Annotated in this window: 18 protein-coding genes and 1 riboswitch; of the genes, 9 read left to right on the forward strand and 9 right to left on the reverse strand. The window is 36.3% G+C overall.

Going from position 1 to position 17,484, the window contains the following annotated elements; all coding sequences use genetic code 11:
* The first annotated feature begins 58 nt into the window (after window positions 1-58).
* From LBYS11_RS21540 to LBYS11_RS21550, 3 genes are all read left to right on the forward strand, one after another.
* Window positions 59-1,630 (forward strand): helix-turn-helix domain-containing protein, encoded by a 1,572-nt coding sequence (locus tag LBYS11_RS21540; protein WP_103118954.1) that lies wholly within the window; start codon window positions 59-61, stop codon window positions 1,628-1,630.
* A gap of 114 nt (window positions 1,631-1,744) precedes the next feature.
* On the forward strand, window positions 1,745-2,149 hold the full coding sequence (locus tag LBYS11_RS21545; RefSeq protein ID WP_233732235.1) for a YuzC family spore coat inner layer protein: 405 nt from the start codon (window positions 1,745-1,747) through the stop codon (window positions 2,147-2,149).
* 81 nt (window positions 2,150-2,230) lie between these two features.
* A riboswitch (SAM riboswitch) is annotated at window positions 2,231-2,336 on the forward strand.
* 89 nt (window positions 2,337-2,425) lie between these two features.
* Window positions 2,426-3,163, forward strand: coding sequence for a cyclase family protein (locus LBYS11_RS21550; RefSeq protein ID WP_103118955.1), 738 nt, complete (start codon window positions 2,426-2,428; stop codon window positions 3,161-3,163).
* 30 nt (window positions 3,164-3,193) lie between these two features.
* Here LBYS11_RS21550 and LBYS11_RS21555 read toward each other — a convergent pair whose 3' ends face one another.
* Both LBYS11_RS21555 and LBYS11_RS21560 read right to left on the reverse strand, forming a co-directional pair.
* Entirely contained in the window at window positions 3,194-3,790 is a 597-nt protein-coding gene (locus tag LBYS11_RS21555; protein WP_103118956.1) for a DedA family protein, read from the reverse strand.
* Between the two features lie 61 nt (window positions 3,791-3,851).
* Complete coding sequence (locus LBYS11_RS21560; protein WP_054549687.1) at window positions 3,852-4,625, reverse strand: Cof-type HAD-IIB family hydrolase; 774 nt, start codon at window positions 4,623-4,625, stop codon at window positions 3,852-3,854.
* A 322-nt stretch (window positions 4,626-4,947) separates the two neighbouring features.
* On the opposite strand from LBYS11_RS21560, the gene LBYS11_RS21565 reads away from it, so the two are divergent.
* From LBYS11_RS21565 to LBYS11_RS21575, 3 genes are all read left to right on the forward strand, one after another.
* Window positions 4,948-5,631 (forward strand): DUF2225 domain-containing protein, encoded by a 684-nt coding sequence (locus LBYS11_RS21565; protein ID WP_016993422.1) that lies wholly within the window; start codon window positions 4,948-4,950, stop codon window positions 5,629-5,631.
* Window positions 5,632-5,653: 22 nt separating this feature from the next.
* On the forward strand, window positions 5,654-6,007 hold the full coding sequence (locus LBYS11_RS21570) for a hypothetical protein (protein ID WP_016993423.1): 354 nt from the start codon (window positions 5,654-5,656) through the stop codon (window positions 6,005-6,007).
* Window positions 6,008-6,146: 139 nt separating this feature from the next.
* Window positions 6,147-7,559, forward strand: coding sequence for an erythromycin esterase family protein (locus LBYS11_RS21575; RefSeq protein ID WP_048394022.1), 1,413 nt, complete (start codon window positions 6,147-6,149; stop codon window positions 7,557-7,559).
* A 49-nt stretch (window positions 7,560-7,608) separates the two neighbouring features.
* Here LBYS11_RS21575 and LBYS11_RS21580 read toward each other — a convergent pair whose 3' ends face one another.
* The 3 genes from LBYS11_RS21580 to LBYS11_RS21590 form a co-directional block, all read right to left on the reverse strand.
* A complete protein-coding gene (locus tag LBYS11_RS21580; RefSeq protein ID WP_048394020.1) occupies window positions 7,609-8,784 on the reverse strand; it encodes a DUF4272 domain-containing protein in 1,176 nt (391 codons plus the stop codon).
* Between the two features lies 1 nt (window position 8,785).
* Window positions 8,786-10,087, reverse strand: a complete 1,302-nt coding sequence (locus tag LBYS11_RS21585; protein WP_103118957.1) for an SMI1/KNR4 family protein — start codon at window positions 10,085-10,087, stop codon at window positions 8,786-8,788.
* Between the two features lie 184 nt (window positions 10,088-10,271).
* Complete coding sequence (locus LBYS11_RS21590; RefSeq protein WP_009370580.1) at window positions 10,272-11,102, reverse strand: MerR family transcriptional regulator; 831 nt, start codon at window positions 11,100-11,102, stop codon at window positions 10,272-10,274.
* Between the two features lie 86 nt (window positions 11,103-11,188).
* Between LBYS11_RS21590 and LBYS11_RS21595 the strand changes: the two genes are divergently transcribed.
* Window positions 11,189-11,656: a GNAT family N-acetyltransferase gene (locus LBYS11_RS21595; protein ID WP_048394017.1), complete on the forward strand. Its 468-nt coding sequence runs from the start codon at window positions 11,189-11,191 to the stop codon at window positions 11,654-11,656.
* Window positions 11,643-12,986, forward strand: coding sequence for an MATE family efflux transporter (locus LBYS11_RS21600; protein WP_103118958.1), 1,344 nt, complete (start codon window positions 11,643-11,645; stop codon window positions 12,984-12,986). The genes LBYS11_RS21595 and LBYS11_RS21600 overlap by 14 nt, the downstream gene beginning before the upstream one ends.
* A 42-nt stretch (window positions 12,987-13,028) precedes the next feature.
* On the opposite strand, the gene LBYS11_RS21605 is transcribed toward LBYS11_RS21600, so the two are convergent.
* The 3 genes from LBYS11_RS21605 to LBYS11_RS21615 all read right to left on the reverse strand — a co-directional run bounded on the left by LBYS11_RS21605 (window position 13,029) and on the right by LBYS11_RS21615 (window position 15,937).
* On the reverse strand, window positions 13,029-14,060 hold the full coding sequence (locus tag LBYS11_RS21605) for a S66 family peptidase (protein ID WP_103118959.1): 1,032 nt from the start codon (window positions 14,058-14,060) through the stop codon (window positions 13,029-13,031).
* A gap of 225 nt (window positions 14,061-14,285) precedes the next feature.
* Window positions 14,286-14,819 (reverse strand): GNAT family N-acetyltransferase, encoded by a 534-nt coding sequence (locus LBYS11_RS21610; RefSeq protein ID WP_048394011.1) that lies wholly within the window; start codon window positions 14,817-14,819, stop codon window positions 14,286-14,288.
* 65 nt (window positions 14,820-14,884) lie between these two features.
* Window positions 14,885-15,937 carry an AI-2E family transporter gene (locus tag LBYS11_RS21615; protein WP_048394009.1) on the reverse strand — a complete coding sequence of 351 codons (1,053 nt, stop codon included), beginning with the start codon at window positions 15,935-15,937 and terminating at the stop codon, window positions 14,885-14,887.
* Between the two features lie 422 nt (window positions 15,938-16,359).
* Here LBYS11_RS21615 and LBYS11_RS21620 point away from each other — a divergent pair, with 422 nt between their 5' ends.
* Complete coding sequence (locus LBYS11_RS21620) at window positions 16,360-16,749, forward strand: RidA family protein (protein ID WP_103118960.1); 390 nt, start codon at window positions 16,360-16,362, stop codon at window positions 16,747-16,749.
* Between the two features lie 89 nt (window positions 16,750-16,838).
* On the opposite strand, the gene LBYS11_RS21625 is transcribed toward LBYS11_RS21620, so the two are convergent.
* Window positions 16,839-17,420, reverse strand: coding sequence for a TetR/AcrR family transcriptional regulator (locus LBYS11_RS21625; protein WP_048394004.1), 582 nt, complete (start codon window positions 17,418-17,420; stop codon window positions 16,839-16,841).
* Between the last annotated feature and the right edge of the window lie 64 nt (window positions 17,421-17,484).

Consider the following 17,484-nt stretch of genomic DNA (forward strand, 5'->3'; position numbering starts at 1 on the left):
CTTAATGAGGGCTTTCTTTGTGTTGTTCTGCCAATTCAAAAAAAGGGGTGAATTATTAATGGGTAACTTAACACATGTTTATACGTTACAAAATATCTCTTATTCAATTCAACCGTCAAAAAAGTTATTGATTAGTAGTGATTTCTATACACTTTTTATCGTAATGAATGGTAGCGGAAAGCTAGCCATAGATCATGACACCATTCATTTTAGTGAAGAAAAGTGCATATTGATTCCGCCAAATAACACGGTTAGTATCCACATTCAAAGTGAACACCTTTGTTTTTATCAGTTACAATTCAACATTGTCAATCTCAGCAATAGTCAAAATTCATATAGTCATTTTACAAGTATCAGCGAACGACATCTTCTCCCCTTTTCACAATGTCATAGACTGCTAGAAGTCATCTATCAAAACCGGTTAGCGGAGGATGAACACACGATTTTTGAACAGCATGTGCACTTTCAAGAGCTGATGTTATTACTCTTACATCTAACCATACCCAAGCAGATGAAAAAAAATGATCGCCAATCTGTTGAGCAGTCCGTTAACCATTTACAAAAACATTTTGAAAAAGAGTGGACGGTTGAGCAGCTAGCACAGCTAGCTGACGTACCAAGATGGAATTACACGCGCATTTTTAAAGATATTACGGGACAAATTCCTCTTCACTATTTAACTAAACTTCGTATTGAAAAAGCTAAGCATTTATTAATGACAACAAATGATCGAGTATTTGAAATTAGCCAGTCTGTCGGATTTAATAATGAGTATTATTTCAATCGTCGCTTTAAGGAACATGTCGGCATCTCTCCAGGACAATATCGAAGAAATCAAAGCAGCCATATACGTGTATTTGCACCATTCTTAGAAGATTTCTTTGTTGCGCTTGGGATTACGCCAATTGCTCAATTCAGTCATTCAAAATGGGGGAAACAAGACTATTTAGGTCTACAGAAAGTGCCAGATATCGATGTACAAAATAGAGAAATGGATCGACTCTTTTACTATAAGCCAACTTTAATTATGTTAGATTCTGGTGTAGAGCGTTGGGAATCCTTTCAGCACTTAGATGAAGTAGCCCCCGTCTGCCATCTTTCACACCCTGGAGAGAATTGGCAATCTACTTTATTTAAAATTGCAGATCTAACAGGAAAAACCTCCTTGATGCAAGACGTAATCCTACAATATGAAGATAAAGTACAACAAGCAAAAGGAATTCTTAGCAAATCTGTTTATGGGCAAAGTGTAGCATTTCTCCGTATTTCAGCCATTGGCATTACTCTATATGCGGGTCCTGAATGTGGCTATACGGGCCCCATTTTATATCGTGACTTAGGTTTAATGCCACATTCACTAGTATGGAGTATTCCGCACAATCAACGTAAAGCACAACTGACATTTGCTCAATTGTTGCAATTAGATGCTGATCATTTATTTATTACCTTTGATAAACAACATTCCATTTATGAAAATGAGGAACGTGCTATTTTAAAAACTCCTACTTGGAAAAACCTAGCTGCCGTTAAAAGCAACTGTGTCTATGAAGTAGACTTTTTAACATGGATGAATTATGGCATTTTATCACATAGTAAAAAAATTGATGATGTCTTAAATGTACTTGGCTAAAAGGAAGCTTACTTTAGCTTCCTTTTTCAATGATTAGGACAAACATTGCACTGCTAATAACACCGAAAGCCGTTTTGCTACATAAGATAGGATATCAGTTATAGGATAGGAGGAATGACCTTGTATTACAATCCTTATCCGTATTTTGTGCATCCCTATCATTATCCAACATCGCCTATCGCTAATCATTTTGCCATTAGACCCTTTTCGCAACATCTAGCAATGCCGACCAATAATCCTTTTCCACCTGTCGATACACACAAATTAAAAGCTTCAGCATCACGGATAAAGGCAATGATGCAGCAAGCCCAATTACTTACGGATAAAATAGATAGCTCCCAACAATTCGCACATGATTTAATGAATGCTGCTCAACTTTCAAATAAAACAGAGGTTGAAAAATTAATCACATCAACAGGCATTACGATGAAATTTGAAACAAACTATACACCAGACAGTTTTAGAATACGTCTTATTGATAATGATTGTTGTGGAGTCACCTTAAATTTGAATTGGTGAAAATTCCTAGTGAACTTGTAAACTATAAAAAACTATGCTAAAGTGTTTGTATTGTTATTTCTGAAAATTCTTATATTACTTTTCTTATCAAGAGAGACGGAGGGATTGGCCCGATGAAGTCTCAGCAACCAGCTAACAGTATGGTGCTAATTCCAATTGGCAAAATGATCAGCCTTGAAGATGAGAAGAAGAACTACCGTTGTTGCAGCAGGAGTCCTCTTCTATTAGGGGACTCCTTTTTATTTACAACTATTTTTACAGAAAGCAGGGAAATCGATGTCTAATGAACTTTTACAAGCATTGCAATTATTAAAATCGAAACAGTGGGTTGACTTAACACATACATTCGGCCCTAATTCACCACATTTTTTTATGTTTGAGGACGCTAAATTTGAAACGTTATTTTCTCATAAGGACGGTTTCTTCGCTCAACAATTCACGTTCCCTGGTCAATATGGCACACATATCGACCCACCCATTCATTTTGTGCGAGATACTCGCTACTTAGAAGAATTAGAACTAAAAGAGCTTGTTCTTCCCCTTGTTGTTATTGATAAATCACAAGAGGCTGCGAGCAACCATGATTTTTCATTAAGTGTTGAAGATATTCTTGATTTTGAGGACAAGCATGGAGAAATTGAAGCAGGAACATTTGTAGCATTACGCACAGATTGGAGTAAGCGCTGGCCAGATAAAGTGGCTTTCAGTAATAAGGATGCAGATGGACATAACCATATCCCTGGCTGGGGTTTAGAAGCTTTACAGTTTTTACTAAAAGAACGCAAGGTAAGCGCAATTGGTCATGAAACTTTCGATACGGACTCTGCTGCTGATTTTCGTAAAAATGGCAAGCTAGATGGCGAATATTTTGTACTTGACCAAGACACCTATCAAATTGAGCTAATGACGAATTTGGACAAGCTACCTGCGAAAGGCGCTATCATCTTCAATATCGTACCTAAGCCAGAAAAAGCATCTGGCTTCCCTGTGCGCTCATTTGCTATTTTGCCATAACTTAAAAGTCGGTATAGCGTATACCGACTTTTATGTTTGTCCATTTCTTTTTTTGAATAGAAAGTAAACAATGAGCATCCCTACAATAAATAAAAGGATAAGATAGATACTATAATGAGTCAGATAGTATCCAACAAATCGCCATTTCTCTCCAAGCATCTTTCCTAATGATATAAATGTGAACGTCCAGATAAATGCCCCTGTATAGGCAAAAAGCGCAAACTTTCTATAAGGATAATTATTAATAGCCGCAATATACGCTGTCAAATGACGTACCCCGGGGATAAAATAGCCAATTAATAATAGGGTAGGTCCTATTTTTGTAAACATCTTTTTCGTAAAGTCAATTTTTTGCTTTGTAATATGAATTTTAGGCCCATATTTCTGCAATAACGGTAAGCCAAAACGATAACCAATATAGTAACTTAAGGTAATGCCTCCAACCGCACCAATCATTGCACTGACTAAAGCAGGAATATGTTCAAGACTTTCTCGGTAAACACTATAGCCTACATAAGTTAGAAACACCTCATCAGGAAGTGGCACCCCTACAATACCTCCAATTAGAATCACGATAATTCCAAAGTATCCGTAATGTTCAATTAGAGACTGCACGTGATGTGCCATAAATCATCCCACCTAAAATTTATTAAAATCTACCTGCTATATATAGTGTAGCCTCAGCGCTCTAAATGACTTGAAGCTGACGTAAAGCAAAATTGATACCGCCATCCGTAGATGTCTTTGTAACAAAATTCGCAACACTTTTTAGAGCTTTACTACCATTTCCCATGGCAATTCCTACTCCTACATATTCCAACATGTCAATATCATTATCCCCATCCCCAAAGGCAATCGCATTCTTAGGGTCAATATTGAAATGATCAAGCACCGCTTTAATAGCTATAGACTTCGAAACATCCTGCTGTAATACATTCACAATATAAGGATGCCAACGCTGTAAAAATATATTCGAAACTTGGCTAGTATATCTTTTTTCAGCCAGCTCATCCGCATATAGACACATGAGAAAAACCTCTTCATCTACAATTTTTTCATTTATATGTGGAAAATCCCGTAAAGATAAAGTTTCTTGCATCGCTCTTAAAGCTACTGGACTTTGTATGCTATTCATGGATAGCTGCTCTGTAAAAAATGTTAGGCTATGCTGCTGTTCCTGTGCAAACGCCTGTACATTGTGGACAATTTCTTTGGCAATCGGAGTTTTATGTATGACAAGATCCTTATGTTTCACATAGGCCCCATTTGCAGTAATAAAGGTTTCAATCCCCAGCGCTTTTAACTCATAGCACATAGATAAGGGTCTTCCAGTAGCCGCTACAAGATGGATTCCTTTTTCTTGCAATAGCTGAATAGCTTGTTTTGTACTTTCTTCCACACAGCCATCCTCGTAATTAATCAATGTGCCGTCTACATCAAAAAACACGATATTATACTTCATTTTGAGCACCTCCTTCATAGTCATTTAGAACCAATTTATAATTTTTCTCCCATGAAATATGTGAAAGTATTTTGACAAACTTTAAGCAAACTATATAACTTCCTTTTGCACCACCGATAAAAACTATTACAAGCGTATTTATAATAATATTTAACTAAAATTTCCTTGAATATTTTTATTTAATAATTCTAAAGGAGTATACCAAAGAACACAAAATTGTTAAAATAAAAGATAATATCTTAAATACATTGAACGATAAAATCTTACGTATAAATAGAACAAAAGAAATAAAATTTTAGTGCACGCAAAGGAGTTGATTCTTATGGCATTTAACATTTACTACTATGAAAGTAGTGTGGATTGTAAATTTTGCAAAAAGCAGTTTACAACTTATAAAGTTCGCCCTAATCGATATAAAATTATCGAAGAACAGACGGATTTCATGCCTGTTTACGATGGCCTAAACCCTTTGCTATATGAAGTTGCCGTATGTCCACATTGTGGCTATGCCTACCATAAATCTATGACACGGACATATGGACCTTTCATGCTACTCATTGATGAACTATACATTAAAGAGCTCCAGAAACCTATGGATATCTGTCAGGAACGTACAATTGATGATGCCATTATCAGTTTTAAGCTCGCCTATTTAGTATCCCGTGCATCAATGGAAGAATCTCTTTTAATGGCGAATTTCGCTTTAAAAATTGCTTGGCTCTATCGATTAAAAAAGGACGAAGAATCCGAAAAGCGTTATCTTTTTGCAGCTAGAGACTTTTATAGTAAATCCTTTGCCTCTAATCAAGAAGGTGGAGAGAGAATTCAGTTTTTACATGCTGAATTAAGCCTTCGACTTGGTGATATTCCTGAAGCAAAAAAAGGATTTTCACGCTTAATCGCTGATCGAAATGTTTCGCCAAAATATCGCAAGCTTGCACGCAATCGTTGGGAAAATTATAAATATGACGAACAACCCATAACAATTAATGAAATCATTAATTAATGGGACGAGGAGATGATTAATTATGTTGCTATTTCAAAAGAAAATTGATGTGAGAGAAGAGGATATATTTTCAGAGCTACATCATTTTTTATTAAGAAAAAATAATCGCTACCTAACAAACGAAGAAGTTGTCGCTCTAACAGGCGTATCATCTGAGCTGCTTTACAAATGGGTAAAAGCAGGAAAATTAAAGAACTCCATTTTTCCTAATTTAGGGGCTCCATGCGAACGATGTGGACAGATTACGCAAGCTAAAATTTGCGTGAGCTGCTCTTCCTCCATTGTTGGGACATTAAAACAAGAAGAAAAGGATCGTGCATGGTTTAACCAAATTCAACGTAACCATGTAAGAGCAAGTACGTATCACTATAAATAGCATTCCAACATCTCCATCAATTGGAGGTGTTTTTCTTTTTTACATACTAAATTTAAACTAATTTTAAACAAATTCTTCCTAAACTTTAAACTTGCCTTTCTATAATTAGTATCAATATAAAGTGAAGGGCTGATAATTAATGAGGAAAGCTAGGAAACATAAGGTTTTATTAAGTTTTGCACTGGCAAGTTTAATGACAGTAAGTGGAGTAGTAAATGTCTCTGCTGCTGTCCCTGTAAATGAGCAGATTATTAAAAACGATTCTGCTGTCAAACAAGCTAGGACTTCTAATGAAACATTACTTGATTGGAAAAAATGGGCGAATGACCATGCATACAGCCTGTCATCCATCCAGCCTGAAACGTTTGACGGACAAAAAATTCCCGCTAACAAATTTGACGATTTAGAGATGCTAAAACCTTTATTACATGATAAACGTATTGTCTTTTTAGGGGAAAGCTCTCATGGAGTGGCGCAATTCAATCTAGCGAAAACACGTTTAATACAATTTTTACATCAAGATATGGGCTATAATGTCCTAGCCTTTGAAAGTGGTATGGGTAATGTGATGAATGCTCAAGGACAAATTGATAAACAAGCAGCTCTACAAACAATGAAGGATGCCATTTTCGGCGTTTGGTGGACAAAAGAAACTTTGCCTCTGTTTGACTATGCAAAATCGACTCAAGCAACAGAGCAACCTCTTGTACTTACTGGCTTCGATATTCAACAACAAGGAGCATTTACGAACGGAGATTGGCTGCAAAACCCTAAGTTGGCTCAGCAATTCAATGAAGCTGAGAAGCAACTTGCTGAATGGAGCTCAGGAAAAGATTTGAAGGGCTATCAAAAAGTAAAAGCTACTATAATTGATGTATATAAACAGGTAAAATCACAAATACAATTCAAAGAAAAAGAGCTACAGGCAGCTTATCCAAAAGAGCCTCATATTGTAAAACTAATGGATCGCACTCTAGCAGATCGTATTCGACTAGCAGACGAATATATAGAGTTAACAATTCAGTCCAATATCGACATTGAACAAAATAATATAGAATCATTTTTGCAAACTATGGAATGGCGAGATCAAGCGATGATGGAGAACTTACTTTGGTTAGCTGAAGAGGTGTACCCTACAGAAAAGTTTATTGTATGGGCTCATAACGATCATATTCGTAAAGCACAATCGGATGTAATGGGATCTCCTTACCCAGTTAAATTAATGGGGGAACGTTTACCTGATATCTATAAGAAATATAGCTATGTATTAGGTCTATACATGACTAGTGGAGAGACAGCTAATAATATGGGAGAACCTATGCCTGTTTTACCTCCTGTCAAAGGATCTATTGAAGATATTCTGTCTTCAACAAATAAACCTTACACATTCATCGATTTACGCAATCGACAAAATGAACGAGGCAACTCATGGATGTTTGAACCACGCTTATCCTATAGTTGGGGAATGATACAGGAAAGTCTTGTTCCGCGCGACCAATACGATGGTATACTTTTAATAGATCAGGTGAATAAACCAACTTATATCAAATAATCTCTCTTATTAAACAATAGCAAACTAGATTTCCTAGTTTGCTATTATTTTAAGTATCCATCGATATAGTATCCCATTCTTCGTCTTGATATCCAATCATCCAAAATAAGCCTCTCCGTCTTTCCATCACAACACTTTCATTTAATGCTAAAGGAGCTTCTTGTCCATTGATGCGGCTATCTACACAAGCCCAATGTAATCTGTAAATTTTATCCGCCTCATCCACTATATCTTCCTTACTGCGCAGTACCGTTTGACCATAAAATTGCTCAAATGTCTCGCAACGAGAAACTACTTGAATTGCATATTCACAATCACATACATCGTCAGGGAAATTTAGCTCTTCCACAAGTCCCAATGCCCAAATAATTGTCCAATAGGCTTCATATTGCCATGATATATTGACCGCTTCTTGAGCACCAGGATGCTGAGCCTCAAGAAAGAATTTTTCATGCTCCGTTAAAAATTCATGCACCTCATATGTGTGTAGCATATTGGTAAAGAACTCTCTAGACTCCTCAATATCACCCTTCTGTGCTACATCACAAGCGAATTGAATAACAATCAACAGGGCAACCGCTCTTCTTGCAATATCCTCTTGGCTTTTAAATTGAAGATTTTCTACTGGTGGTAGCTGAGGAAGCGATGCCGCATAAGGTATGTCCTTCTCTTTTAAAAAGGCTATCGTTCTAATTTTTCGTGCCTCTCCCTGTGCTGATGTGACCTCTTGTGCATGTATCTTTCTTGTACAAGCATGTGGTTGAAAATCAGATGGACCTGATTCTCCATTAGGATAAACAATAACCATACCGTTCTGATCCAGCAAAGTACCATCTGATAGGAAACCAATCCCCCCTATGCTTGCTAGTAATTTTATAAATTGCTGCATATGGTCTTCTGTCATCTCTTTGTTCATTTCGATTGCAACGACAGTATTGAGCACTGATATTTGAATCATTATGCGTTCTTTTAGCTGTTCATCTTTAAACGGAATTTTATCGTAAAAGCCCATCATCCCAGGTATATTTTTTACAAAATAATCAGGGTGCGTATCTTCAGTTAAAATATTTATGGAGCATCTATATTTATTAAATAAACCTCTTGATTTTAATAAATATTCGTTTTCAACTTTTTCAATAATGAAGCTTTTTGCCAATACATCGGATAGTTTATCCTGAATATCATCTGTATCATTTTTGGAAGCAAATATCGTAAAATGGTTCAATCTACTCTCTCCTTAGTCGCATATAGCATTTTAATAACCAATTTTCCAAACAACTAAGCGCTTGGTTAAACAGCTGTTTGTTTTTCCGTAGCACCTCATGTTCAACCCAATATGCCAGCAAAGGACGCCATTTTTCTTCGTCTATCATAGTTGTTGGTGTGATTCCCCGCTGCATCATCTGACAAACAGCTCGGATGGATGTTAGCCTCTCTACTTCGTTGCCATTTAACCACTCATATAACGTCTCTGCACTTGGCTGTGACTCAGCCAAAAGTGTATCCCACCCATCAATAGGAAATGTGACATAGGATCTCATCCAGTCTATAATATTGGGATGATGAAATTGGCGTAGACGATATAGAGCCGTATAGGCATCAATTCTATCTTTTTCGATATCCATTAAGATGAAAGATTGTCCTTCATCAACTGGCAAACAATGTGCTGTTACATAATCACGCAGCCAATCAGGTACGTCACTCTGTACTTGCCAAAGTTCTCTCGCCCAATTTCCCGCTTCTCTCGGACATATCTTGACTAAAATTTCACTCCACGCCTTTTGTTCTGATTGAGATTGAGCTCGCTCTAACTTATGTCGAAGAGCCTGATACACCTGTACTCCATCAAAATGCAAAAATGCCTCCTGCACGCTTGTTTTTTTCACACCATGCATGGAAACATAATGAAGTAAAGATGCTAAGCTGGATTGAGCCTGCTGTAAATTAGAGCTTAAATATTGTTCTAGCCAAGTTAGCCATAATTGTGAGCGATACAATTCAATATCCAATCCATTTTCACTACAAAATTGACGATGCTGTCCGCAATCTACGCCAATACAGCCTAAAGCCGTCATATTATCAACGTACGAATGAAAGCTGGCAGCCAGCAAATCAAGCTCATCTTCTTCATGGCTCCAATACCAAACCGTTTCGTCGTCAAGCTTAAGGAGAAGGGCATCTCCATTACCGGCCGTAAAAAATTGTAAATATTGCTGTTCATACGATTCATCATTCTCTCCAAAGTAAGGAAAGTCTAGAGCTTTTAGGCTCCAGCCAAATTCACCAGAAGGCGTATCTAGCAATTCAGTGGGAAGTATCGCCTCATCTGGTAATGACCAATAAATACTTACTTGCTTTGAGCAATTTTGCAACAGTTGACGAAACCCATTAGGGATTTGTACACCAAGTCTTTCCTCAACCTGCTGTAACTCTTGCTCGGTAGCGACTGGCCGCATTTCAATCGGATGTACACAAGCTCCCTGCTGCTTCAATCGCTCTACTAAATGATTCCAACGCTCAATCCACATTGTCTCTAACCTCCATATAAGGCTCATGTGATGTCATACTTCTTATTTATCGTCAGGAAATCATTTACTGATTAGGCTAACTTTAAACAGAATGACAAAATGCTATTATTTTACTGCCATCTAAACCTTCGTATATGATAAATGTCTCAGCTATATTCATTCTTTTCTATTACGTCTTAATGAATTATTTTACTTTCTTTACTTCCATCATAATTTTGGTTACATACTCTTCTTCTCGATTTTTCATTACGGCATCATAAATGTATTCCTCGTATACATACTGACCTAGCTCATAACCCTTTTCATGCATGACATTAAATAACCGTGTGTATGTCTCACCAAGTTTTGAGGAGGGGCCTACATGATAACCAATCACAAATTCACCTTCTATCGCCTTAAAATAAGGATGCCCTTCTCTTGGATGAGGCTGCTCAATATACAAATAACTATAGTTATCGTAATTCCCAGCTAACACTTGCTCTCTTCTTGTTATCCCTCCAATGGGATACCCCGTATCTAATTGAGAGCGATCCAATTCCTCAATAAAGTCAGATACAGCCTTCACAAACTGCTCTTCTGTAGAATTCTCAATATTTTTACTCAAATATAATGTATCTTCAGGAAAATACTCAATCGTGATATCTTTAAAATTTAGATGCAGTGCTTCCTCTGTCATTTTGATTTTGACATCAATAATATTCTCAATCATTTCTAGTTCTCTACGCTTCTTCGCAACATGCTCTTTTTGTTGGTGCATCAATTCTAAAAAATTTTCAGGTGATTTCTCTGCCATATAATGCTGAATATCCTTTAAGGACATCCCCACTGCCTTTAATAATTCAATAACACCGAAAAAATCATATTGAGCAAGTGAATAATACCTATAGTCCTTACTATCTTTCATGATGGGAGATAATAAACCAATTTGATCATAATAAATAAGTGTCTGTTTATTCACCTTACATAATTTAGCAAATTCACCAGTTGTAAAATACTTTACATTTTTATTAAGCATTTTTTGAGTTTCCTCCCTTGACTATATAGTTACTATATACTTTAGATTGTACCTATTCAAAATAAAAATAGAAAGGTTTTGACATTATGTTCACGGAGATTCGTGACATTACAGCTTTTAACAAGAAAGAAATTTTAGCATTACGCATCGCTGACAATCAGCAACATTTTATTGAATCTACAGAACAATGCTTAGCAGAGGCGGAAATGGATCGACGCTTTACGCCTTTAGGTCTGTATAAAGATAACACCGCTATAGGCTTCGCTATGTACGGCTTATTCCCTCATGATGATTACAGTCAACGAGTATGGCTTGATCGCTATCTAATTGCAGAACAATACCAAGGACAAGGTTTGGGAAAACATTTTTTACAGCAACTTATTCAATATTTAACAGTAAAGTTCAACTGTCTTCAGATATATTTAAGTGTTTATGACAATAACGCTGTAGCTATCCAGCTGTATAAGCAATTTGGTTTTATATTTAATGGTGAGCTAGATGATAAAGGGGAAAAAGTGATGGTTTTGGAGGTGCATGGTTATGACAACCATTAATCCAATTGAAACAAAGCCACTGAAACCATTATTTTTATCATACTTATTCCCTGCAATGATCGGGATGCTTTTAATGTCCGTCAATATATTGGTAGATGGCATTTTCGTTAGTCATGGCGTGGGACCTACAGCTTTAGCTGGAGTTAATATAGCTGTTCCTATTTTCTCTATTTTGCTTTCTATTTCTCTATGGATTGGCATGGGAGGAGCTACTCTTTTCTCGATTTCTCTAGGAGAGGGCAATAAGCAACGTGCCCATCAACTATTTACATTGGCGTTTTCTACAATGCTAGTGGTTGTGATAACGATTATTGGATTTCTCGCGTTAAATCTAAAGGACATTTCTTATATATTCGGAGCGAGCGATGATACGTATCCGTATGTGCAGGAGTATTTACATGTAATTTTGCTCTTTGGGATATTTTACACAATTGAAAATTTATTAAGTATTTTTATTCGGAATGACGGCAACCCAAAATTGGCTATGCTGGGCTTAATTACAACATCGGCTTTGAATATACTCTTAAATTATGTTTTCATCTTCGTACTAGATTATGGCGTGACTGGCTGTGCCTTAGCGACAGCAATAGCTACAATTATAGGTACGTCTGTGCTATGTCTTCATTTTTTCCGTCCTCAATCTGAATTAAAATTTGTCACTTCATTTTTAAATCTATCAGATTTGAAAAAAATTTTTGCTATAGGTTTACCTAGCTTTATTGTTGAAGCTTCCGTTGCAGTTATCGTTATTTTGTATAACGTTACATTTTTACATTATTTGGGTGCGAATGGCGTTACTGCCTATGCAATGGTCAATTATATCCATACTGTCTTGCTGACTATTTTCCTTGGAGTCGGTATGGCTCTACAACCATTAGTAAGCTATCACCACGGGGCAAGATTACTTGAAAGATTAACTGCTTTATTGAAAATCGGTTTAGCTACCGCATTTATTTTAGGATTAACAACAGCTCTTATAGCTCTTCTTTTCCCTTCTCAATTAATGGCGTTATTTGGAGATAGCTCATTTGAAATTCGCAGTAGGGCAGCACAAGGCTTTGTACATTTTGCCATTGGCTATGTATTTTTAGGGATCAACATGGTGTTCGCAGAATTCTTTCAATCCATTGAAAAAATTCGTATTGCTACAACGATTATGTTACTACGTAGTATTATCTTATTTATCCCTACTCTCATCATACTACCCAAGATACTTGGCTCCCAGGCTATTTGGTGGACCTTCCCAGTAGCAGAAGGAATTACAGCATTGCTTATTTACTTGTTCATTAGGAAAAATCCAAGAACCCTTTCATCTCCTGACCATGCTTAAATGAAAGGGGGCCTCATCAAGGTCCCCTTTTAATATGTTTGCCTAACAAAATTGCATTTTTAGCGTACCTCTTCCTTCTTCTACTATTACTTCCCCAACTGCTCCATTCACTAGAATTAATTGAGGGGGGACATGTCCAATATCTACTTCATAGAAAACTGGTATTCCCATCTCGTCAAAAATATCCCTTAATGCATCCACCAATGTAAAGTCCCCTAGATTTTCATATAGTCCTGCTCGCCCGATTAGAACACCATTACATTTATTGAACCAACCATTATACTTTAATTGCCACAAAGCTCGGTAGATTTTTGCTGCATCCATACCAACACTTTCTAAATACCATATTGTTCCTTCCTCAGAGCAATATTCGTTAATAAATGATTGAACGTAATCGAAGGGCGTACCTATAAGAATTTGCAATGTATTTAAACAGCCACCTATCAACCTACCTGTCATACGATTACTACGCTCTTGGTTTAGAACTTTCCATTCGGTTTCACTGTCAAAATAAAATCCTGTAGCAGGATTTTTATAAACTTGCTCCCAGCTCGATTGAAAATAGTGAGAAGAGCTTTGAGTTATTGAATGACCAGTCTTACATGTAATTACGTCTATCCATTTAGAAGAAAGTTCATCCCATTGAGGTGCAGATAATTCAGTAAAATTCACCCCATGTGCGGATGCGTACCCCGTCATGGTTGTGTATACAAAAGATAAAGTACTAATATCTGAATACCCTAATATCCATTTGGGTCCCGCTTTTTTTAATTCGTCCCAATCGATTAAAGGTAATAACTCCATTAGAAAACTGCCTCCCCACGGTGGCATGACGACATCTATTCGCTCATCTAATAAATAGTCCATAAGTTCATAGACTCGCTTTTCTTTTGTTGTACTTCTACCTTTAAGCTGCGTCCAGGTAGTATTTCCAATAATAACTTTCATTCCTCTTTGTATTAATTGTTTTTCAGCTTCTGTTATTAATAGATGAAGATGCTGTTCGACTCCACTAGAGGGTGCTGTCACGCCAATCGTAAGAGGCGTTTTTAAAGTAGGATATTGTATTTTCATTTACCATCTCTCCTTTATGTCTGCAAAAAATAATTGTTTTACAACAACAAGACGATTTTGGGTCTCTTAATTAGTTTTGCTATATCAGATTTAGAATGCATTTTAACTAAAAATACAGCTATGAAAGTTTCAACACTATTTCTGTCCTTCACACACAGAAATTTTTACCAATTATACTTGTGTTCAGAAAAAAAACCAACACAAAAATCTGTGCTGGTTAAATTTCTACTTTTGAATTTTCATATACTCATCACGCAACAGACTCATAATGATTTCATCAGAAAATGTATTATTCATAAACAAGGCCTGCCTCAAAACACCTTCTTTTTTAAAGCCGACCTTTTCATAGGATTTAATTGCTCTACTATTGTGTGAATATACCTGTAATTCTAAGCGATTCAGATTTAGCTCCTCAAATGTAAATCTTTGAGCAAGCCTAACTGCTTCTGAACCCATACCTCTGCCACAATTCTCTATATTATGTAAAGCTATACGGAACACTGCCTTTTTATTATCTAAATCAACCTCCATAATCGCCAAATCACCAATTACCTGATCATTATCAACTAAACAAATAGCAAAATCATAGCGAGAAGAATCTGCTTTAAAGCGTTTGATCGCCTCTTTGATTTGTTCCTTTGTTAAAATATTCCGTGTTCCTGTCATATACATGATTTCTTCATTTTGAAAGCATCTTATAATACTATCACTATCATCTTCACGTATTTCTCTTAAATAGACCTGTTGACCTTTTATCAATATAAACACCTCTTGTGCATTAAATAAGGAATCATCATATATGTAGATGATTCCTTTGTTTGGAACTATTCCATTTGTTTTTCAGTGTGTACCTTTACCGATTTCTTCGCAGGGTCTTCCGAGGAGGTTACACCTAGAATATCAAGCAGGAACATAAATAGTGGAATACCTATGATTAGTCCCCATACACCAAGGAAATGCTCAGAAAAGAGAATGACCATAAACGTATAGAAAATCGGTAAATCTGTTTTGGCAGACATAAGCTTTGGATTTAAGAAGTAAGCTTCAATGGCATGTAAAACCATGACAATAACTAAAATATAGACGATGTACATCAAGCCACCAATGCTATATGCGATAATACTTAATGGTATTAATGAGATGATAACTCCCGCGACTGGAACTAAGCCTAAAATAAAAAGCATAATCCCAAGTGCAATCAAATGTGGGAAGCCCATAATAGAAAGGGCAATGACGGATAACACACAGTTAACAGCAGCAATAATAAATTGTGCTTCAATTACTTTACCAAATGAGCGGATGAATATTCTTGAGAAATAATGAAGCTCATCGTAAAGCGGCCCAATTTTACTATCCTTAAACTTAGCTGTAAACTCAATAATACGATTCTTTTCTAACAAGATGAATAAACTCAAAATTAGAGAAATCAATATTTGCATAATGATTTTACCAATATTCGTAATATTTTTAAGAGTTAAATCCACACCTTGCTCTAAATATTTCCCGAGCTCTATTTTCTCAAAAGTCGGTGCTAAGTATCTCGCAATCTCATTGTCATCTGGATCGAGATTAAAACTTGCAATGAGGTCGAAAAGCTGTGTGATCTGCTGGGTCACAATTGGTAAATATTTGTAAATAACAGCTACAATACCCGCAACGAGTAAAAGGTATAATGTTACCGTCACAGCTTTTTCATTCATCGGCGTATATTTTCTTATGCTTTTCGTTGTCTTCGTAGTAAGCTGGTTCATCAAATAAGTAATAATAAACGTAAGTAAAATTAGATTGATCATACTACGCATTAAATATAATGCAAGAGCAATCCCGACTAGAATAATAAAACGCTTAAATCCATTACTCCGAAAGAAATTATTCATTTATTCACTCCTTCTACAAAACGGCCTCGCTGCCTCTGCTACCTAGGGCTACACTATAAAATTGATTTATAACAATACGCATCATTCTTATGTAAAAATTTCCCTCTCATTTAATGAGTATAGCCATCTACCTTCAAAATAAGACGAAATGTATGTTTCTTTTAGAAGTGTCTGTATAAAACCTAAGGCGGGGTTGAAGTGAATTGTATGTCTTGTCAAATTAAAAAGTCGATACTCTTATCCTTTGTGAAAGCTTTACCAGCGTATTAGCCAAAATTCTATAAATCTATTATAACCCTTTAAACCAGCATATCCAATTTGTATGTTCTTTTATAATGGTATTTGTATAGAACTTTTATCAACTATTACTTTATGCTATTTTGATTAGAGATATAAATTAAACAGAGACAAGGACTGATTCTATGAAAATTGCGAGAAACCCTCAGAACATTCATCCACCCGTTGCTCCTTATGTTCATCAAATTGAGGTGACGGGACCTCAGAGATGGTTAACATTATCAGGACAAATTGGCATGATAGCTGATGGATCTATACCTGAAGATGCAATAGCTCAATTGAAGATAGCACTTGAAAATATTAAAAGAAATCTAGATAGTGCCGATATGGAGGTTCAAGATATTACAAAGCTCGTCTTTTATTTAGTGGGGGATATGGATGCTATTCAACGTAAGGAAATTATCAGTGACTTCTTTGGGGAACATCTTCCATGCACAACATTAATGTATGTCGTTGCACTCGCTACGCCAGCTTTAAAGGTTGAGATTGACGCATGGGCTTGTAAGGAATTATAAATTCATCCTATGTTTTATAAACTAAATTTGTGCATTTTTTTCTTATTTTTTCAATACCCCTTTAGCAACGCTAAAGGGGTATTGCCTTATTATTTAAGTAATGTCAGCGTCGTTGCAATGGCGTTATCAACAAACGAGCGTTGTGGCTGCGATTTCAGCATAACTGTTAACCCTATTAACGCAACAATTAATGCTTGCGCTAAAGACTTTGAATCCGTGTTCGCCTCTAGTTCTCCTGATTGAATTCCCCGTTCAATTGTCTCCTGAAAAATTACTGATAGATAGAGTTGATGCTCTCTTGTCAAAATCTCGAACTTCTCATCATGTGGAGCTAATTCAACCATTGTATTGATACAAAAACAGCCATTACTAAGATCTTTTGTATATTCAGCAGTAATCACATCTTCAAAAAATATAGAAAACGCCTGTTTTACAGAGGCATAACTTTGAAGTTTAGTCCGTATTTCGGATGCGCGAGTTGTCGTATATCTACGAAGGGCCGCTTCAAATAGTTCCTTTTTATCCCCAAACGTTGAATAAATACTAGGACGCTGAATCCCCATTCTAGTAGTAAGATCACTTAAAGAAGTTGCTTCATATCCCTTCTCCCAAAATAATTGCATTGCTGCCTCTAACACTTTTGCCTCATCAAATTCCCGAGTTCTTGCCATTATAGATACACCCCCATTAGGAAAAAATAGTAAGTTAATCATTGAATTTTACGATACTAAACAG

The organism is Lysinibacillus sp. YS11, assembly GCF_002896375.1.
In the GTDB taxonomy this organism is placed as follows: Bacteria; Bacillota; Bacilli; order Bacillales_A; family Planococcaceae; genus Lysinibacillus; species Lysinibacillus capsici.